The sequence below is a fragment of the Clostridioides sp. ZZV14-6154 genome (assembly GCF_020657785.1).
Classification (GTDB): Bacteria; Bacillota; Clostridia; order Peptostreptococcales; family Peptostreptococcaceae; genus Clostridioides.
In genome coordinates this window covers 143493-163349 of sequence record NZ_JAGWCY010000005.1, presented here as the reverse complement: position 1 = coordinate 163349, position 19857 = coordinate 143493, and the positions used below count along the sequence as shown (strand labels likewise).

Annotated in this window: 18 protein-coding genes; 15 read left to right on the top strand and 3 right to left on the bottom strand. The window is 28.5% G+C overall.

The genetic code is table 11. The features are described 5' to 3' along the window. Positions 1–7 precede the first annotated feature (7 nt). Positions 8–1921, bottom strand: a complete 1914-nt coding sequence (locus tag KGF45_RS12600) for an ABC-F family ATP-binding cassette domain-containing protein (protein WP_227842669.1) — start codon at positions 1919–1921, stop codon at positions 8–10. 135 nt (positions 1922–2056) lie between these two features. Between KGF45_RS12600 and KGF45_RS12595 the strand changes: the two genes are divergently transcribed. Both KGF45_RS12595 and KGF45_RS12590 read left to right on the top strand, forming a co-directional pair. Beyond that, positions 2057–2689, top strand: coding sequence for a redox-sensing transcriptional repressor Rex (locus KGF45_RS12595; protein ID WP_227434586.1), 633 nt, complete (start codon positions 2057–2059; stop codon positions 2687–2689). A gap of 137 nt (positions 2690–2826) precedes the next feature. After that, positions 2827–3381, top strand: coding sequence for an FmdE family protein (locus KGF45_RS12590; protein ID WP_227842668.1), 555 nt, complete (start codon positions 2827–2829; stop codon positions 3379–3381). Between the two features lie 213 nt (positions 3382–3594). Here the strand turns inward: KGF45_RS12590 and KGF45_RS12585 are convergent, their stop codons facing one another. Next, positions 3595–3765, bottom strand: a complete 171-nt coding sequence (locus KGF45_RS12585; RefSeq protein WP_009888017.1) for a DUF362 domain-containing protein — start codon at positions 3763–3765, stop codon at positions 3595–3597. 283 nt (positions 3766–4048) lie between these two features. Between KGF45_RS12585 and KGF45_RS12580 the strand changes: the two genes are divergently transcribed. The 4 genes from KGF45_RS12580 (at position 4049) to KGF45_RS12565 (ending at position 8855) form a co-directional block, all read left to right on the top strand. Continuing rightward, positions 4049–5116 carry a CapA family protein gene (locus KGF45_RS12580; RefSeq protein WP_227827840.1) on the top strand — a complete coding sequence of 356 codons (1068 nt, stop codon included), beginning with the start codon at positions 4049–4051 and terminating at the stop codon, positions 5114–5116. 170 nt (positions 5117–5286) lie between these two features. Then, positions 5287–7188, top strand: coding sequence for an anaerobic carbon-monoxide dehydrogenase catalytic subunit (cooS, locus tag KGF45_RS12575; RefSeq protein ID WP_227842667.1), 1902 nt, complete (start codon positions 5287–5289; stop codon positions 7186–7188). Then, on the top strand, positions 7181–7654 hold the full coding sequence (locus KGF45_RS12570) for a 4Fe-4S dicluster domain-containing protein (protein ID WP_227842666.1): 474 nt from the start codon (positions 7181–7183) through the stop codon (positions 7652–7654). The genes cooS and KGF45_RS12570 overlap by 8 nt, the downstream gene beginning before the upstream one ends. Continuing rightward, entirely contained in the window at positions 7629–8855 is a 1227-nt protein-coding gene (locus tag KGF45_RS12565; protein WP_227842665.1) for an FAD-dependent oxidoreductase, read from the top strand. The genes KGF45_RS12570 and KGF45_RS12565 overlap by 26 nt, the downstream gene beginning before the upstream one ends. 129 nt (positions 8856–8984) lie before the next feature. Here KGF45_RS12565 and KGF45_RS12560 read toward each other — a convergent pair whose 3' ends face one another. Further along, the gene (locus KGF45_RS12560) at positions 8985–10172 is read right to left on the bottom strand and encodes an SAM-dependent methyltransferase (RefSeq protein WP_227827836.1); all 1188 of its coding nucleotides are present in this window, start codon (positions 10170–10172) and stop codon (positions 8985–8987) included. 267 nt (positions 10173–10439) lie between these two features. Here KGF45_RS12560 and KGF45_RS12555 point away from each other — a divergent pair, with 267 nt between their 5' ends. The 9 genes from KGF45_RS12555 to KGF45_RS12515 all read left to right on the top strand — a co-directional run bounded on the left by KGF45_RS12555 (position 10440) and on the right by KGF45_RS12515 (position 19842). Beyond that, a complete protein-coding gene (locus KGF45_RS12555; protein ID WP_227827835.1) occupies positions 10440–11264 on the top strand; it encodes an ATP-binding protein in 825 nt (274 codons plus the stop codon). 127 nt (positions 11265–11391) lie between these two features. Beyond that, complete coding sequence (gene gluD, locus KGF45_RS12550; protein ID WP_227434603.1) at positions 11392–12657, top strand: Glu/Leu/Phe/Val family dehydrogenase; 1266 nt, start codon at positions 11392–11394, stop codon at positions 12655–12657. 406 nt (positions 12658–13063) lie between these two features. After that, positions 13064–13438, top strand: coding sequence for a M56 family metallopeptidase (locus tag KGF45_RS12545; RefSeq protein WP_227827834.1), 375 nt, complete (start codon positions 13064–13066; stop codon positions 13436–13438). 113 nt (positions 13439–13551) lie between these two features. Then, a complete protein-coding gene (locus KGF45_RS12540; RefSeq protein WP_227827833.1) occupies positions 13552–14205 on the top strand; it encodes a M56 family metallopeptidase in 654 nt (217 codons plus the stop codon). Positions 14206–14400: 195 nt separating this feature from the next. Further along, positions 14401–15534 (top strand): M56 family metallopeptidase, encoded by a 1134-nt coding sequence (locus tag KGF45_RS12535; protein ID WP_227827832.1) that lies wholly within the window; start codon positions 14401–14403, stop codon positions 15532–15534. Positions 15535–15974: 440 nt separating this feature from the next. Continuing rightward, entirely contained in the window at positions 15975–17003 is a 1029-nt protein-coding gene (locus KGF45_RS12530; RefSeq protein ID WP_227842664.1) for an NlpC/P60 family protein, read from the top strand. 290 nt (positions 17004–17293) lie between these two features. Then, the gene (pyrB, locus tag KGF45_RS12525; protein ID WP_227842663.1) at positions 17294–18214 is read left to right on the top strand and encodes an aspartate carbamoyltransferase; all 921 of its coding nucleotides are present in this window, start codon (positions 17294–17296) and stop codon (positions 18212–18214) included. Positions 18215–18254: 40 nt separating this feature from the next. After that, the gene (locus KGF45_RS12520) at positions 18255–18947 is read left to right on the top strand and encodes a dihydroorotate dehydrogenase electron transfer subunit (protein WP_227827829.1); all 693 of its coding nucleotides are present in this window, start codon (positions 18255–18257) and stop codon (positions 18945–18947) included. Next, positions 18940–19842 carry a dihydroorotate dehydrogenase gene (locus tag KGF45_RS12515; RefSeq protein ID WP_227827828.1) on the top strand — a complete coding sequence of 301 codons (903 nt, stop codon included), beginning with the start codon at positions 18940–18942 and terminating at the stop codon, positions 19840–19842. Before KGF45_RS12520 ends, KGF45_RS12515 begins: the two co-directional genes overlap by 8 nt. Positions 19843–19857: the final 15 nt, after the last annotated feature.

Genomic DNA, 19857 nt, shown 5'->3' with positions numbered 1-19857 from the left:
CTCCTTTTTACATAAACTCTTCCCACTCATCATATAGAGATGAAAGGTCATTTTCTAAACTGATTTTTTCTTGACTGACTTCTTTAGCTTTCTCAGGATTAGAGTATACTTCTTCTTGACACAATAGCACATCTAATTCTTCAATTTTAAGTTCTAGTTTTTCAATTTCTTTTTCTATACTTTGCCTTTTTATTCTATTTTTCTTTTCTAATTCTCTTTGTTCTCTTTCTTTTCTTTTTTCATCCTTTATTTGAGTCCTTGTTTTTTCTTCTTTCTCTTCAACAATACTCATTTCCTGAACTTGTCTTTTCTTATCAATATAATAATCATAGTTACCTAAATATTCAGTAACTCCATCTTCATCTAAAACAAGAATCTTATCTACAACAGTATTTAGAAAATATCTATCGTGTGATATTGTAAATATAGTACCATCATAATTAGTTAATGCTTCCTCAAGAACCTCTTTAGAATCAATATCTAGGTGGTTAGTAGGCTCATCTAACAATAAGAAATTTGCATTGGATAGTATAAGTTTAAGTATAGCCACTCTGGCTCTTTCTCCACCACTTAATGTAGAAATTTTCTTGAAAACTTCTTCATCAACAAATAAAAATGCTCCTAACATATTTCTTAAAGTGGTTTGAGTAAGATGATTATTATTTTCCCAAATTTCATCAATTATGGCGTTATCCAAATTAAGAGTTTTTTGTTCCTGATGGAAGTAAGAAACATGGACATTAGTTCCAAACTTAATATTACCATTAAGAGGTTGTAGTTCGTTAGTTATTATTTTAAATAATGTAGACTTACCAATACCATTTGCACCTATAAGAGCAACTTTTTCTCCTCTATATATGTCTAAGTTTAAATCTTTAAAAAGTATTCTTTTTCCATATCCCATAGATACATCTCTAATTTGAAGGACATCATTCCCACTTTGAACAGAGGGAGTAAACTGTATACGAGCTTTTTTTCTATAAGCTTCTGGCTTATCTAAAACATCTACTTTGTCCAATGCTTTTTCTTTGCTTCTCGCACGTTTTAGGTGCTTTTCCCGACCATACGCTTTTAGTCTTTCAATAGATTCTTCTTGTTTTTTTATTTCTTTTTGCTGGTCTTCGAATTTTTTTAGTTCTAGTTCTTTTTCTATTTTAGACAGCTCAACAAATTTAGAATAGTTACCATTATATACTTTAAGTCTTTTATTGTGAATTTCAAAAATTCTATTTACAGCTTGGTCTAAGAAATATCTATCATGAGATATTAGCATAACAGTACCTTTGTATTGTTTTAAAAATACTTCTAACCATTCTATTGCTTCAGAATCTAAGTGGTTAGTAGGCTCGTCAAGTAATAATAAAGTTGGTTTTTTAAGAAGTAATTTTCCTAAAAGAACCCTAGTTTTTTCACCACCAGAAAGTATACTTATTGGTTTATCCATATCATTGTCACTAAATCCTAATCCTTTTAAAACTCCTTTAGCTTCAGACTTATATCCATATCCATTTAAATCTGAAAATAATTCTAACTTATGTGAATATTCATCCATGATTTTTTCTAAAATTGGAGAGTTTGTTTTTGTGCTTTCCTCAGATATTTTAACTTCCAATTCTCTTAAATAGGATTCCATATCTATCAAATCTTTAAAAACTTCCAACACTTCTTCTAAAATGGTATTATCCGAATAAAAATTGGTATTTTGTTCTAAATATCCGATTTCACAATCTTTAGAAGTGTAAATATCTCCACTATCATAGCCATAAATTCCCGATATTATTTTAAATAAAGTAGTTTTTCCAGTACCATTAATGCCAATTATACCAATTTTATCCCCTTCATTTACTGTAAAACTAATATTTTCCAATATAGAATCTATACCAAAACTTTTATTTAAGTTGTTGCATGACAAAACAATCATAAATTTCTACCTCCTTGAACTATCTAAAATTATAATGTTTTGATATAATATAATCAAGGTTATATGTATTAGTTTTGAAAAAGAAATATTTTATTGTGAATCAAACAAAAAAGAGGACACTTTTAGGAGGTGAAAATGTTGGGAAATAAAAATATATCAATGGCAGTTATAAGAAGGCTCCCAAAATATCATAGATATCTTGGAGACTTATTAGATAGGGATATACAAAGAATATCTTCTAAAGAATTGAGTGATATAATAGGTTTTACTGCTTCTCAAATAAGACAAGATTTAAATAACTTTGGTGGATTTGGACAACAAGGGTATGGTTATAATGTAGAGGCTCTTCATACTGAGATAGGTAAAATACTTGGATTAGACCGACCATATAATGCAGTTCTTGTAGGAGCGGGTAACTTGGGACAAGCTATAGCCAATTATGCAGGATTTAGAAAAGCTGGATTCGAGATAAAAGCTTTGTTTGATGCAAATCCTAGAATGATAGGTTTAAAGATAAGAGAATTTGAAGTGTTAGATTCAGACACTTTAGAAGAGTTTATAAAAAACAATGATATAGATATTGCTGTATTATGTATACCTAAAAATGGAGCACAAGAAGTTATTAATAGAGTTGTAAAAGCTGGAATAAAAGGTGTATGGAATTTTGCACCATTAGATTTAGAAGTTCCGAAAGGTGTTATAGTTGAAAATGTAAACCTAACAGAAAGCTTATTTACTTTATCATATTTGATGAAAGAAGGAAAGTAGACAACTTAAACATATTAATAATAAGTAACTATGAAGAGTATTGAGAAAGTCAGAAGATTTAATATTAAATCATCTGGCTTTTTAAAATATAAAAGCTAAAATTGATATAATATAGAAGTAAACTTAATATAAAGGGAGTGCTATTAGTGGAAGAGTTATGGCAAAAAGCTATTGAATTTCATGGTCATGAATGTCCAGGTCTAGCTATAGGATTTAAAGCGGCACTTGCAGCGAGAAAATATTTGGAATGTAATCAGTCAGGGGATGAAGAGATTGTATGTATTTCTGAAAATGATGCATGTGGAATAGATGGTATACAAGTGGTATTAAGTTGTACGATGGGTAAAGGGAATTTGCTACTTAGAATGACAGGTAAATCAGTATACCATTTTTTTAATAGGGAAAATGGAAAGTCTATAAGAATATATGTGAAATCAAAACCATTTGATATGGATAGAGAAGGGTATAAAAAATACTTATTAGAAAGTGAATTTGAAGATATATTTGAAATTACAGACACAAAATTAAGACTTCCAGAAAAGGCAAGAATATTTAAGTCTCTTAAATGTGAAGTGTGTGGAGAGTTTGCACCTGAGCAATATATAAGAATTCAAGATAGCAAGAAGGTATGCCTTGATTGTTTTAGCAAATACGAAAGATTTTATGAAGAAGGAAAAGAAACATCAAATTAAAAATATTAGGTTTATACATAGCAATGAAAGAGTCACAGCAAAGGATTATATACAATATTATTAAATTTATATAATAGAAATAAATGCTTTATTTTAATGGAGTAAAGTGATGATATTTAAAAATAAATGTTATTTAATTTATGCATAATAAAAAGAGACTGATTAATATTGATAAAATCAAATTAAGACAGTCTCTTTATGAATAACCAATTATTATTCTGGTTGAGGTGCATCTACAGGACAAGCTCCTGCACAAGAACCACAGTCTATACAAGAACCAGCATCTATAACATATGCGTCGTCTCCAGCTGATATACAGCTAACAGGGCATTCAGCCTCACAAGCACCACAGCTTATACAAGCGTCAGTAATTTTATATGCCATTTTGAAATCCTCCCTTTTATATGTATTGTAATTCAATAACATTATAACAAATATTATTGAATATAACAATTAAATTAATTCTACAATAAAAACTTTATTGTGATATTCTTATTTTAAAGTTTTACAATAAATTTTAATCTGCTTATATTTTTATTTATCTTAGAGAAGTTTACCTTAAAAATAAAATTAAAGTTTAAAAGTTATGTATGTAGTACATTTAAAAATGTTATACTCTTAAAGAGTATATTTTATTAAGAATTTGTTGATTTAAAGGAGATTTAATATGAAAAATAAGTCAGTTTACATATGTATTATGAGTTTATTGTTGCTTGTAGTAGGGTGTTCTAATAATTCGAATAAAGAAAACAATATTAAAAAAGATTCTAATAATAACCAAAGTCAGGTTGAAGAACAAAAAAGAGAGCCTATAATAAAAGATATAACTATAAGTTTTGCTGGTGATGTAACTATGGGAAACTATAAAGGTTCATCATACTATGGTAGTTTCGACCATGAATTTGAAAGACAAGGAAAGGACTATGATTATTTTCTTAAAAATGTAAAACCTATATTTGAAAAAGATGATTTGACAGTAGTTAACTTAGAAGGTCCTCTTACCAATGCATCAAAGGCGAAGGAGAAGAAGTTTGCATTTAAAGGCAAACCAGAATATATAAACATTTTGAAGTCTGGAAGTGTAGAGGCAGTAAGTGTTGCGAATAACCATTCAGAGGATTATTTTGAGGAAGGTATGAAGGACACTAAGTTCATATTGGATGAAAATAAGATAAATTACTTTGCTTTAGGTAAAGATGCAGTAATAGATGTTAATGGAATTAAAGTAGGTTTATTGGGATATAATGGATTGTCAACTGAATACAATGAAAAAAACTTAAAACAAATGGAAGATGAGATTAAAGCCCTAAAAGAGAAGTCAGATGTTGTTATGGTTTATTTTCACTGGGGAATAGAGCTGGAATATTCTCCAGATAAAAAACAAAAAGATTTCGCTCATTATGTGATAGATAAGGGTGCAGACTTAGTTATAGGTTCTCATCCTCATGTAGTTCAAGGTATAGAAAAGTATAAAGATAAGTATATAGCCTATAGTTTAGGAAATTTTTGTTTTGGAGGAAACAAGAATCCTTCTGATACAGACAGTTATATATATCAACAAACTTTTACCTTCTCAGATAATAAACTATCTTCAATTAAAGAGCCAAATATAATACCAACAGCAATAACATCTAGTAGCTCTAGAAATAATTATCAACCAAAAGTACTAGATGGAAGTGAGAAGGATAGGGTTTTAAATAAGCTAGAAAAAATAAGTAAAGATTTGAACAATTAAAAGTGTAAAAAAAAATAAATATATATATTTATTTTAATAATTTATATTTTGTTTGAAGCTTGGGAAAACGTGGTATCAAATAAGTAGATTTTAATAGTTAAATTGTAGTCAATCACTATAATGCTATTAAATCTACTTTTTTAATATAAAAATATAAGGGGGAATTTGTAATGGCTTGTAACACTTGTAAAATGTGCGAAAGCGCAGACAAGAAATTAGAAAGTTTTGTAGCTTCAAAGGATGTTGAAACAGCATTTCATAGAACTGAAGATCAAAAGGTTAAATGTGGTTTTGGACTTCAAGGAGTCTGTTGTAGACTCTGTTCAAATGGACCATGTAGAGTAACTTCAAAGTCACCAAGAGGTATATGTGGAGCAGATGCAGATACTATAGTAGCAAGAAACTTTTTAAGAGCAGTAGCATCAGGGGCAGCTTGTTATTTACATGTGGTAGAAAATACAGCTAAGAATTTAAAAAATGTTGGAATAACTAAAGGTGTTATTAAGGGAGAAAAAACATTAAATCAATTAGCAGAGATGTTTGGAATAGAAAGTGATGAAAAATACGATAAATGTATAAAAGTAGCTGATAAAGTTATAAATGATTTATATAAATCAAGAGATGACAAGATGGAATTAGTAGAAAAAATAGCTTATGCACCTAGAGTAAAAAAATGGAAAGAGTTAGGTATAATGCCTGGTGGTGCAAAATCAGAAGTGTTTGATGCAATAGTAAAATCATCAACAAATTTAAACAGTGACCCAGTAGACATGTTAGTCAACTGTTTAAATTTAGGAATATCAACAGGGTTATATGGTCTTACTCTAACTAATCTTTTAAATGATGTTATGTTAGGAGAACCAGTTATAAGAATGGCTCCTGTAGGATTTAATGTAATAGACCCAGACTACATAAATATAATGATAACAGGTCATCAACATTCAACATTTGCAAATTTCCAAGACAGATTAAAAGATGAAGATGTTATAAAATTAGCTCAATCTGTTGGGGCAAAAGGATTTAAATTAGTAGGATGTACATGTGTTGGTCAAGATTTACAATTAAGAGGAGAACATTACCAAGAAGTATTTGCTGGTCATGCTGGTAACAACTTTACAAGTGAAGCTGTTTTATCAACTGGAGCAATAGATATAGTTCTTTCTGAATTTAACTGTACTATACCTGGACTTGAGCCAATAGCAGATAAATATAAAGTAAAAATGGTTTGCTTAGATGATGTTGCTAAAAAAGCAAATGCAGAATATATAGAATTAGATAGAAGCAATTTAGATGAACTTAGTAATTCATTAATACAAAAAGCACTAGAATCTTATAAAGATAGAAGAGGAAGTGTTGAAATAGATATACCAAAAGACCATGGATTTGAGCAGTCTTTAACTGGTGTAAGTGAAAAGAATCTAAAAGCATTTTTAGGAGATTCATGGAAACCTCTTATTAATTTAATTGCAGAAGGAAAAATTAAAGGGGTTGCAGCTGTTGTAGGATGTTCAAATATGACAGCAGGAGGTCATGATGTAAATACTGTTGAATTGACTAAGGAGTTAATTAAAAAAGATATTATAGTACTTTCAGCAGGATGTTCTACTGGAGGATTAGAAAATGTTGGTCTTATGTCACCTGGAGCAGAAGAATTAGCAGGAGAAAACTTAAAAGAAGTATGTAAGACTTTAGGAATACCACCAGTATTAAACTTTGGGCCATGTTTAGCTATAGGAAGACTTGAAATAGTAGCAACAGAGTTAGCAGCTGAGCTTGGAATAGATTTACCACAATTACCATTAGTGCTTTCAGCTCCACAATGGTTAGAAGAACAAGCATTAGCTGATGGAGCTTTTGGACTTGCTCTTGGTTTACCTCTTCATTTAGCATTACCTCCATTTATAACAGGAGGAAAATTAGTAACAGAGGTATTAACAGAAAAATTAAAAGACTTAACAGGAGGACATGTTATAGTGAATCCAGATCCTAAATCTTCAGCTGATCAATTAGAACAAATAATAATAGACAGAAGAAAAAATTTAGGGTTAAAGGATGTGGAATGTAATGCATAGAATTTTTATAAATAAAGATTTATGTACAGGCTGTAAAAGTTGTGTATTAGCTTGTATGTTAAAGCATAATAAAGATTATGACATGTATACTCTTGATTTAGAAAATATAGATAATGATAGTAGAGGGCATATAGAACTAGATAGCAAACATAATAATCCAGTTCCAATTCTTTGTAGACACTGTGATGAACCGGAATGTGCCTTAGCATGTATGAGTGGTGCAATGCATAAAGATAGTCAAAGTGGAATTGTTTCATATGATGAAGAAAAATGTGGTTCATGTTATATGTGTGTGATGTCTTGTCCATATGGATTATTAAAACCAGATGATAGAAGCAAGCAAAATATACTTAAATGTGATTTATGTAAAGATGAGGAATATCCTAGATGTGTAGCTAATTGTCCAAGTGGGGCAATTGAATTACAGAAGGAGGAAAATGATGAATTATGTAGTGTTAGGGGCTAGTGCTGCTGGTATAAATGCAGCAAAAACATTGAGAGAATTAGATAAAGATTCTAGTATAGTGATAATTTCTAAAGATGAAAATATATACTCAAGATGTATGCTACATCATGTTATATCTGAACACAGAACTTTAAAACAAATAAACTTTGTTGATGAAGACTTTATGGAGAAAAACAATATAAATTGGATTTCAGGTAAAACTGTTAAAGGAATAGACACAGATAAAAAACTAGTTCAAATGGAAGATGTCACTGTAAATTATGATAAGCTTTTAATAGCTACAGGTGCATCTTCTGCTATTCCTCCTATAAAGAATTTAAGAGAAGGAAATTTTGTATACTCTGTAAGAAACATAGATGATATTTATAAAATAAAAGAGAAGGCAGAAGAATCGAAGAAAGTTGTTATAATAGGTGCAGGACTAGTTGGGATAGATGCTTTAATTGGTTTATTTAAATATGAACAGCTAGATATTTCAGTGGCCTTTATGGAAAAATATATTTTAGATAGACAATTAGATGAATATACAGCATCAGTATATGAAAATAAATTTAAAGAAAAAGGCGTAAAATTTTATCCAAGTGCATCAATACAAGAAATTGTTTTAGATGATAGCAAAGATGTTAAAGGTGTTGCATTTTCAAACGGAGAAATTCTTGATGCAGACATGGTAATCGTAGCTACAGGAGTGAAACCTAATGCTGACTTTTTGGATGAAACAGGAATAGAATATGACAGAGGCATAATAATAGATGATAGATGCCAAACAACACGAGAAGATATCTATGCAGCAGGGGATGTTGTAGGTAAAAATGCCATCTGGCCTATAGCTGTAAAACAAGGAATTATAGCTGCACACAATATGGTTGGAAAAGATAAAAAGATAGAAGATGAATTTGCTTTTAAAAATAGTATGAATTTTATGGATATACCAACCATTTCTATAGGCATGAATACACCTGTAGATGATAGTTATAAAGTATTAACTAGACATGGAAATGATTGTTATAAAAAGTTTATTTTTAAAGATAATATAATCTATGGAGCAGTTATACAAGGAGATATTTCATATGTAGGTGTATTAACTCATTTGATAAAAAATAAGGTTGAAATATCTGATTTAGAAAATAGGATATTTGATGTATGTTATGCAGACTTCTTTAACATAAAAGAAAATGGAGAGTTTTGTTACAGTGTATAATAGCTGAATTAAAACTTATAAATAAATAGAGCTATTTTAAGATAAAAGATTTTAGTTTATAAAAGCTTTACTTAAATATAGCTCTATTTTTATAATTAAGTTCAAATTTTGATTAATTTATAAAAGTACCTATTTTGAACAAGAATACATATAATCTCTAGTTAGAGGTAAATCATTTTTGATACCTTTAGTGAAAAGTATCTGATGTATATCTATAATACCAGTATTGAAAGCAGCAGCGCAAGAACAAAGATATAAATCCCACATTCTTATAAATTTATCATCAAACATTTCTTTAATCTTAGGAAGACTATCATAGAAGTTTTTATGCCAAGATAATAAAGTTTTTACATAATGTAATCTTAAACTTTCAACATCTATAGTATGATAGTTATAATCGCTACAAATATGTATCATTTCTCTTAAACTAGGAATAACTCCACCAGGGAAAATATATTTTTTTATCCAAGGGTCTCCATAAGATTCTTTTAAGCCACTTATATAGTGAAGCAAAAATAATCCACTATCTTTTAGGACAGCATTTACATTTTTAATAAAAAGCTCATAATTTTCTCTGCCAACATGTTCAAGCATACCAACGCTAACAACTCTATCAAATGTAAGATTTGATTCTTTAAGTTCTCTATAGTCCATAAGTTTTACTTCAAGGTAATCTTGAAGATTCTCTTCTTTAATTCTAATATTAAACTCTTTAAATTGTTCTTCGCTAAGTGTAATTCCCACACCATGAATTTTATATTTTTTTGCTGCTTCTATTAATAGAAATCCCCATCCACAACCAATATCAAGAAGACTCATACCTTCTTCTAAATTTAGTTTAGTTAATATGTGATGAACTTTATTAACCTGAGCATCATAAAGATTATCATTATCATCTTTAAAATATGCACAAGAATAACTAAGTGTTTTGTCTAGCCATAAACTATAAAAATCATTTCCAATGTCATAATGAGCGTGTATTTCTTTTTTTTGATGTCTCATCGAATTAGATGAATGTAGCAAATGTTTTACAGCTGAGTTATCAATATTAAATTTGTCTATCTGTTTTAGAAGTAGATTTAAGGTTAAAAATAAATCTCCTTCAACCTCAATGTCTCTATTTATGTAGGCTTCTCCAAGTGCTAAAGATGTACTTTTTAATAATTCAGATTTGCTAATATCATTATTTACAATAACTTTAAATTGAGGAGAGCTATCTCCAACTAGAAATTCTTCCCCGTCTTTAAGCCTAACTAGAAATGGTGTTTCATTAAATCTTTCTAAATAGTCTTTTAAAAAATTTTTTGTAATGTTCATATTACCAGCTCCTTTTAATGTAAATCCAGTAAGTTTTCCTTGCTTAAAGTATATTATATTCCTTTTTTTAAAAAAGTAAAATTTTTTTTTGGTTAATTTTTACTTGAATGAACTTTTTATTTTATAAAGGAATTTTATCTTGTGATATTTTATTTTATAAATTTTAGTATTGGATATAATATTCAATTAGTAATGATATAATAATTTTAATTAATAATAAAGTTTTGAAGCAATTAGTTTGAAACTATTTAATGAAGGAGATATCAAATGGAAGTATATGCTTTAGTTGGGTCAAGTGGTACAGGAAAAAGTTATAAGGCACTAGAGTTTGCATATGAAAATGACATAGATTATATAATTGATGATGGGATTTTAATATATAGAAATAAAGTTTTAGCAGGTATATCAGCAAAACAAGCAAAGACTACTATTGAGGCAGTTAAAAGAGCTATTTTTTATAATTTAGAACATCGGCAAAAGGTTAGAGAGGTAATAGAAAAAGAAAACATAAATAAGGTTCTTGTTATAGGAACTTCAAAAAAAATGATTAATCAGATTGTAGAGAGATTATCAATCGGAAAAGTTTATAAATTTATAAATATTCAAGATATAAGTACTAAATATGAAATAGAAATAGCAAAACAATCTAGAAAAGAAGGAAATCATGTAATTCCTGTTCCAGCAGTTGAAATAAAAAATATGACAAGTGGTCTTAGTATAAATCCATTAAAAAGGTTTTTTAGAAAAGGAAATAATATAAATATGGTGGTTTTAGAAAAGACAATTATAAGACCTACTTTTAGTTACATTGGCAAAGTTTATATTGATGCAGATGTAATTAAACAAATAATTGAATATGAAGTGTACAACTTTGGAAGCATTGATAGAATAAATAAAACCAATATAGAGAATTGCAACAATTTTATGAATATTTTTGTAAGTATAAATATCAATGATTTAGAAGTTATAAAAAAAATTGAAAGTATGCAACATATAATAAAAAAGTCTATTGAGAGAATGACTTTAGTTAATGTACAAAAAATAGATATTAACATTCATAAAATTAAAAAAATAAACTTCCTCCCATGTTAAAAAATAAACTGAGAAAATGATATACTAATTTGCAATAAAGTGTGCTATAATTAAACTGTAAATTTAGGAAATGGTTTTTCTAAATGGAGTATACATAATTATAACGTATTTATAAGGGGGCTTTCAAATGTCAGGAAAAGATGTAAATGTCTTCGAGATGGCGCAATCTCAAGTAAAAAATGCATGTGATAAATTAGGTATGGAACCAGCAGTTTATGAATTACTAAAAGAACCTATGAGGGTTATTGAGGTTTCAATTCCAGTAAAAATGGATGACGGTTCTATAAAAACTTTTAAAGGATTTAGATCACAACATAATGATGCAGTAGGGCCAACAAAAGGTGGAATAAGATTCCATCCAAATGTTTCAAGAGACGAAGTAAAAGCTTTATCTATATGGATGACTTTCAAATGTTCTGTAACAGGTATACCATATGGTGGAGGTAAAGGTGGAATAATAGTAGATCCATCAACTTTATCTCAAGGTGAATTAGAAAGATTAAGTAGAGGATACATAGATGGAATATATAAATTAATAGGTGAAAAAGTTGACGTTCCTGCACCAGACGTAAACACTAATGGACAAATAATGTCTTGGATGGTTGATGAATATAATAAATTAACTGGACAAAGTGCTATAGGTGTTTTAACTGGTAAACCAGTTGAATTTGGTGGTTCTTTAGGAAGAACAGCTGCTACTGGATTTGGTGTTGCTGTAACTGCAAGAGAAGCTGCTGCTAAATTAGGAATAGATATGAAAAAAGCTAAATTAGCTGTTCAAGGTATAGGAAACGTTGGTTCTTACACAGTTCTTAACTGTGAAAAACTTGGTGGTACTGTTGTAGCTATGGCTGAATGGTGCAAATCAGAAGGTTCTTATGCTATATACAATGAAAATGGTTTAGATGGTCAAGCTATGTTAGACCATATGAAAGAACATGGTAACTTATTAAACTTCCCAGGAGCTAAGAGAATATCTTTAGAAGAGTTCTGGGCTTCAGATGTTGATATAGTAATACCAGCTGCATTAGAAAACTCTATAACTAAAGAAGTTGCTGAATCTATAAAAGCTAAATTAGTTTGTGAAGCTGCTAATGGACCAACTACTCCAGAAGCTGACGAAGTATTTGCTGAAAGAGGAATAGTTCTTACTCCAGACATATTAACTAATGCTGGTGGAGTTACAGTTTCTTACTTCGAGTGGGTACAAAACTTATATGGATACTACTGGTCAGAAGAAGAAGTAGAGCAAAAAGAAGAAGTAGCTATGGTTAAAGCATTTGAATCTATTTGGAAAATCAAAGAAGAATACAATGTTACAATGAGAGAAGCTGCTTATATGCATTCAATTAAGAGAGTTGCTGAAGCTATGAAATTAAGAGGATGGTACTAGAATTACTCTTAATAAATAATAGGATATAATTATTTAATATATAAAAGGGCTGTACTATGTACAGCCCTTAAAAGTTGTATGACTCAAAATAATTTGGGTCATTTTTTATTTTGTAAGATATATTAATGTAATCTATGCAAAAAAATTAAATACAACTATAATCAATAAAACTAAAGTTGATGTAATTAAAATTATTTACTTTCAAAACACTTATAATGTAATATTAGTAGGTTTTAGATAGAGTCTATATATTATAACTTAAACTAATTCTTGTCAATTGACGCACTAATTATGAATAAGATATAATTAAATAAAAATAGTTTTATAAACTTAATTGAAAAAATATTAAATAAAAATAAATATATTTCTAAATTAAATATGTTTCAAATGAGATAGGAGAGAGTTGATGGCTAACTTAATTCTAAATGGGATTTCTAGAACAGTTATAGTGAGTAGTTTATGTATATTTTTAATATTAATTTTTAAGCAAACGATATTTAAAAGATTTAGTAAGAAGTTCAATTATTATATATGGTTAATAGTAGTTCTTAAGTTGTTACTTCCATTTACCTATTATACCTTTACAGTTAATATTTTAAGAAATAAAACGAAAGCCAATATTGATAATATTAACTTAGAACATTTTAATAGTGTTTCAACTTTAAGTAATAGTATTTTGATATATGTTTGGATTTCTACTGTAATAATATATTTAACTTATACTATCTTTAAATACATAAAACTAAAAAACTTAATAAATGACTTATCTTATGATGTTTAGGATGAAGAAATAATAAATCTTTATGTAAGTATATTAAAAGAATTTAATATCACAAAAGATATAAAGTTAAAATATTCTTATGAAGTTGAAACACCAGCATTTTTGATTCATGTGTGCTTTTACCACCACATGATTATAAACTAAAAGAACTTGAATGGATTTTTAGACATGAGCTTATGCATTTTAAGAGTAAGGACCTCTGTTTGAAATATGTAGTCTTGTTTTTAAAAATAGTTTATTGGTTTAATTCAGTTATATATATAATGGATAAACATATGGATTTAGATTGTGAACTTTATTGTGATGAGAGGGTTTTAAAAAAGTTTAATACAGAAGATAAAAAAGACTATGCTTTAACAATTATAAATGCAATGAGAAGAAGCTCAAATTCTTCAAACAAATTTGTAGCTGGGTTACATAAGAAATCTGATATTAAAAAGAGAGTAACGAATATGTTTAATGAAAAATATAAGAATGGTATATTAATAGCTTTAATTATATGTTTATTGTTTTCTGTTACGTTCTTTAAATTTGATTCAACTAGTCTTATTGAAGATACTGCTCCTTTAAATAAATCTGAGTGTGTATTTGAAGGAAGAGAGGAAGGAATGTTTATAACTATAGATTTTACATATGCAAATGCACCTGAAAAATTAAGAAGAGAGCATGAAGAAAACTGTAGAGCAGTTGGAATTATACCTAAAGATTCAGATTCAATAGAAGTTTTTCCCAGAGATTTTAGATATTGTTTGGATTTAAAAAAATAAAATTAACATCATAGAAGCTTTATATTTAAATTAAACAGTTAAAAAATTTAAGATTAATTACTAGAATATGATTTAAATAAGAAAAGAAGTAGTTTAGATTTAGTTTAAAAGGAGACATTTATATTAAGGATATAAAACTTAAAAAATAAGTAAATTGAAATACAAAATACTAATAAATAAGTTAGGTGAAAATATATGGTTAATTCAATTCTAAATGGGATTTTTAGAACTGTTATAGTAAGTAGTTTAAGTATTTTTCTGATATTGATTTTTAAGAAAAATGTATTCAAAAGATTTAGTAAAAAATTTAATTATTACATATGGATGATAGTTGTTATTAAGCTGTTGCTACCTTTTACATACTATACCTTTACAATAAATATCTTGAGAAGCAAAGAAAATATCAATATTAATAACATAAATTTAGAGGGCTTTAATAATATTTCAAATTTAAAGAATAACATCTTATTGTATGCTTGGATTATAACTGTAGCAATATATTTAATTTATACTATATTTAAATACATAAAACTTAAAAACTTAATAAATGATTTATCCTATGATGTTGAGGATGAAGAAATGATAAATCTTTATAAAGATATATTAAAAGAGTTTAATATAACAAAAGATATAAAACTAAAGTATTCTTATGAAGTTGAAACACCAGCATTTTTTAATTCATGTGTACTTTTGCCACCACATGACTATAATTTAAAAGAGCTCAATTGGATTTTTAGGCATGAACTTATGCATTTTAGGAGTAAAGACCTTTGTTTAAAGTATGTAATGATATTTTTAAAAATAGTATATTGGTTTAATCCATTTGTATATATAATGGACAAACATATAGATTTAGATTGTGAACTTTATTGTGATGAAAGAGTCTTAAAGAACCATAGTGAAGAAGAAAAAAAAGATTATGCTCTAACAATTATAAATGCAATGAGAAGAGGTTCAAATATTTCAAATAAATTTGTGGCTGGATTACATAAACAATCTGATATTAAAAAAAGAATAATGGATATGTTTAATGAAAAATATAAAAATGGTATTTTAATGGCATTAATTTTATGCTTATTATCTTCTATTACTTTTTTAAAGATTAGCTTAACTAGTATCATTGATTTGAATATATTGCCTAAAGATGTAAAAGTTACAGGAAACATTTTTTCTATGACAGTTTCAACCATACCATTTACATATGCAGATGCTCCTGAAGGTATGCGAAGAGATCATAAAGAAAACTGTGAAAGTATAGGGTTAACTCCTAAAGATTCTGATAGAATTGAGATTGTGGTAGAATTTTATGATGTATTAGTAGAACCATAAGTAAATTTAGAAAAAACTATAATCTAAAAGTCACTTTTATATGAGTGACTTTTTATTTAGAATAAGTTAAAAAATTCACTATATTTCTAACTTTATAGAAGTTTTATTAAAAAATATACGATACATAAAAACGCACAAAAAAACACATAAAACAATATTTATGCGTACTTTAGCTTCAAAAGGTACAAAATTCTTTACTTTTACAAACTCATATTATATAATTAAGTAAATAATGTATATTTAGGTGACATATTGGATAAGCTAATTAATTATTATTTATTAATATAATGATACTATAAAAGTTATATAAAGAGGTTTACAAAAAAGTTACAGATAGAGCTTTTATTAATGTATTGTGTATTAGTATTTTATCCTTAGGTACACTTCACCTATAAAATAGAATCATAAGATAATTATGGGAAAATTTTAGGAGGTTTATCGTGAAGAAAAAGATATTAATACCAGTATTTGCATCAGTTATGGCATTATCAGTAAGTTCAATTGTAAATGCAGATGAAATAAATGATTCATCTCAAAATAAAGATGATAAAACAAATACTGAATTAAATTTAGGCGAATATAAAGAAGTAAAATATAAAGTTGCAAGAATAAAAGATGGAGTAGCTATAAAGATAAGAGAAGAAGGTCAAGTTCAAAATATAGCTTATTCTGGAGACGAATTTACAGTTCTAGGAATCCAAGGAGAATGGGTTAAAGTTAAAGTTGAAGATGGCGAAGGTTGGTTGGCTACTAGATATGTAGATATATCTGAAGGGGTAGGATATACTAATGCTGATAAAGTAAACTTAAGAAAAGATAAAAGTGAAAATTCAGAAGTAATTGGGGAGCTAGAAAAAGGAAGCTCTTTATTGGTTTTAGAGGAAAATGGAGATTGGTTAAAAGTTAAAGATGGAGAAACAGAAGGATATGTAAAATCTTCTTATCTAACTGATAAAGCTCCAGTAATAGAAGAGCCACAAGTAGACCAAAATGTTACTCAAAATGGAGATTCTACAAACACAAATAACAATCAACAAAACAATACAAATAATAATCAACAAAATAATAATTCAAATGTGCCAACAGCTAACTCTAATGCAGTTCAAGCTGTGCTTAATTTGGCTTATTCTAAGCAAGGTTGCCCATATGTTTGGGGAGCAGAAGGGCCAAATACTTTTGACTGTTCAGGATTTACACAATATGTATACAGAAATGCAGTAGGAAAGAAGATACCAAGAACATCTAAGGCACAATCTAATTATGGACAAACTGTAAGTAAGGCAAATTTACAGCCAGGAGACTTAGTATTCTTTACAACTAATGGTTCTGGTTCTGTTAGTCATGTTGGTATATATGTAGGTGGAGGTAATATGATACATTCACCATCAACAGGAAAAACAGTTCGTGTAACTAGTATAAATTCAGCATACTATACAGCAAGATTTGTTACAGCAAAAAGAATCTTATAATCGATTTGTACTATAATAAATTGATAAATACATAAATACAAATGCTCTATATTATATTTAATTTAATCAGGAAATCTAAAATGATTATATGTTAAATGCAATATAGAGTTTTTTGCATTATCTTAAATTTTGATGTGGATTTATATTAATATTACTATTAAATAGTATTCTTTCCAGATAATGATTATTTGCGCAATACCTTGACAGGATAAGGTAAAGGTGATAAGCTACTAACAGTACAAAAATACTTTTAATTTTAGTTCAGAGAGGCTAAAAAAGGAGGACGAAAGATGTTAAAATCAAGAAATTTAATCCAACCAGAAGACTTTTCAATAGAAGAAATAGATGAAATATTAGAATTAGCTCAAAAAATAATTGACAATCCGTCAAAATATTCTCATATATGTGAAGGTAAACTATTAGCTACATTATTTTATGAACCGTCAACAAGAACAAGATTAAGTTTTGAATCTGCTATGAACAGACTAGGAGGTCGTGTCGTAGGTTTTTCAGAGCCAAACTCATCATCTGCATCAAAGGGTGAAACTTTAGGTGATACGATGAGAATAGTATCTGGTTATGTTGATATAATAGCTATGAGACACCCTCAATCAGGTGCAGCTACAGAAGCATCAAAATTCACAGAAGTACCATTTATAAATGCAGGAGATGGCGGAAATCAGCATCCAACCCAAACACTTACAGATTTACTTACTATAAAATCATTAAAAGGAACTTTAGAAAATCACACAATAGGATTATGTGGTGATTTAAAATATGGAAGAACTGTACATTCTTTAGTTAAGGCTATGGCGAGATACAAAAATACTAAGTTTGTATTTATAGCACCTGAAGAACTAAAAATGCCAGACTATATAAAAGAAGCTATAAAGGGACATGCTTACTATGAAACTAATAATTTAGATGATATTATAGGAAGTTTGGATGTTTTATATATGACTAGAATTCAACAAGAAAGATTTGAAGATAAATCAGAATACGAAAGACTGAAAAACTATTATATTTTAAATAAAGCTAAATTAGAAAAAGCATCTGAAAGTATGTTAGTAATGCATCCATTACCAAGAGTAAATGAAATAGATGTTGATGTAGATACAGATGATAGAGCTGTTTATTTTAAGCAAGCTAAATATGGAATGTTCGTTAGAATGGCATTAATAATAAAGCTTCTAGGTATAAATGAAGGCTAGTAGTTACATTATATAATAGTAAAGTAAAGGAGATTTTGGGATGTATAAAATTCTAGAAAATATATACATAGGTGAAGATATGTATAGAATGAAAGTAAAAGGTACTTTTGAAGGTAAGATGGGGCAATTTTATATGCTAAGAGCATGGGATACTTATCCAGTACTTTCAAGACCTATAAGTATACATGATATAGATGAAGAAGGTATAACTTTTCTTTATAAAGCAGTAGGAGAAGGAACTCAAATTATTAGTAATCTAAAAGTGAATGATACTATAAAGCTAGAAGGTCCTTATGGAAATGGATATAGTAAAGTTGATGGAAAAGTAGCTCTAGTAGGTGGTGGAATCGGTGTAGCACCATTGTATTTAGTTGCTAAAAATATAAAAGACTGCGATGCTTATCTTGGATTTAGAGAAGATGTTATATTAGAAAATGAATATAAAGAAGTTTGTAATGAGGTATATACAACAGTAGGAAATACGTTTGTAACAGACATAATTGATGTAGAAAAATATGACTATATATTAACATGTGGGCCAACTCCAATGATGGAAAAATTGGTTAAAATGGTAGAAGGTACTAAAACAAGGATTATGGTGTCACTTGAAAATCATATGGCATGTGGAGTAGGAGCATGTTTAGTATGTACATGTAAGACTACTAAAGGAAACAAAAAAACTTGCAAAGATGGTCCAGTATTTTGGGGAGAGGACGTGATTTTTAATGGCTAATTTGAACATAAAATTTGGAAATATTGATTTTAAAAATCCAGTAATAATGGCGTCTGGGACTTTTGGATTTGGAAGAGAATATAATGAAATTTATGAGATACAAAAACTTGGTGGGATAAGTAGTAAAGGTCTTACTTTAAATAAAAAACCTGGTAATAATGGTATGAGAGTTCATGAGACACCATCAGGTATGATGAATAGTGTTGGACTTGAAAATCCTGGAGTTCAAGGATTTATAGACAGTGAACTTCCTTTCTTCAGTGAGTTAGATTTAGTTAGAATTGCTAATGTTGGAGGCGGAACATTAGAAGATTATCTACTTGGGGTTAAGCTGTTAAATGACAAGCCTGTAGATATTATTGAATTAAACATATCTTGTCCAAATGTCAAAGCAGGAGGAATGGCTTTTGGTATAAAAAATGAAGTGGCAAGAGAAGTTGTTCGTGAGGTAAGAAACGTAACTAAACTACCTCTAGTAATAAAATTATCGCCTAATGCTGAAGATATTGTGGGTATGGCAAAAGTTTGTGAAGAAGAAGGTGCTGATGGAGTATCTTTAGTTAATACTTTTAAAGCAATGGCAATTGATATAAAAAATAGAAAGCCAGTATTTGAAAATGTATATGCTGGATTATCTGGACCAGCTATAAAGCCTATAGCTCTTAGAATGGTACATGAAGTTTGTAAAAATGTAAATATACCAGTAATGGGAATGGGTGGAATAACTAAAGCTACAGATGCCATAGAATTTATAATGGCAGGAGCTACTTGTATTCAAGTTGGAACTGCAAATTTCATGAATCCTAAAATTGGTCTTGAGATAATAGATGGAATCAATGAATTTATGGATAGAGAAGGAATAAAGAGTTTAGAAGAAATAAGAGGAATTATATAAGTCAGTGTAGGTATG

What these genes read in the sequence shown, in the direction of transcription:
- KGF45_RS12600 (WP_227842669.1), bottom strand. Translation starts at nt 1,921, where the DNA reads ATGATTGTTTTGTCATGCAACAACTTAAATAAAAGTTTTGGTATAGAT.
- KGF45_RS12595 (WP_227434586.1), top strand. Translation starts at nt 2,057, where the DNA reads ATGTTGGGAAATAAAAATATATCAATGGCAGTTATAAGAAGGCTCCCA.
- KGF45_RS12585 (WP_009888017.1), bottom strand. Translation starts at nt 3,765, where the DNA reads ATGGCATATAAAATTACTGACGCTTGTATAAGCTGTGGTGCTTGTGAG.
- KGF45_RS12580 (WP_227827840.1), top strand. Translation starts at nt 4,049, where the DNA reads ATGAAAAATAAGTCAGTTTACATATGTATTATGAGTTTATTGTTGCTT.
- cooS (WP_227842667.1), top strand. Translation starts at nt 5,287, where the DNA reads ATGGCTTGTAACACTTGTAAAATGTGCGAAAGCGCAGACAAGAAATTA.
- KGF45_RS12570 (WP_227842666.1), top strand. Translation starts at nt 7,181, where the DNA reads ATGCATAGAATTTTTATAAATAAAGATTTATGTACAGGCTGTAAAAGT.
- KGF45_RS12565 (WP_227842665.1), top strand. Translation starts at nt 7,629, where the DNA reads ATGAATTATGTAGTGTTAGGGGCTAGTGCTGCTGGTATAAATGCAGCA.
- KGF45_RS12560 (WP_227827836.1), bottom strand. Translation starts at nt 10,172, where the DNA reads ATGAACATTACAAAAAATTTTTTAAAAGACTATTTAGAAAGATTTAAT.
- KGF45_RS12555 (WP_227827835.1), top strand. Translation starts at nt 10,440, where the DNA reads ATGGAAGTATATGCTTTAGTTGGGTCAAGTGGTACAGGAAAAAGTTAT.
- gluD (WP_227434603.1), top strand. Translation starts at nt 11,392, where the DNA reads ATGTCAGGAAAAGATGTAAATGTCTTCGAGATGGCGCAATCTCAAGTA.
- KGF45_RS12545 (WP_227827834.1), top strand. Translation starts at nt 13,064, where the DNA reads ATGGCTAACTTAATTCTAAATGGGATTTCTAGAACAGTTATAGTGAGT.
- KGF45_RS12535 (WP_227827832.1), top strand. Translation starts at nt 14,401, where the DNA reads ATGGTTAATTCAATTCTAAATGGGATTTTTAGAACTGTTATAGTAAGT.
- pyrB (WP_227842663.1), top strand. Translation starts at nt 17,294, where the DNA reads ATGTTAAAATCAAGAAATTTAATCCAACCAGAAGACTTTTCAATAGAA.
- KGF45_RS12520 (WP_227827829.1), top strand. Translation starts at nt 18,255, where the DNA reads ATGTATAAAATTCTAGAAAATATATACATAGGTGAAGATATGTATAGA.
- KGF45_RS12515 (WP_227827828.1), top strand. Translation starts at nt 18,940, where the DNA reads ATGGCTAATTTGAACATAAAATTTGGAAATATTGATTTTAAAAATCCA.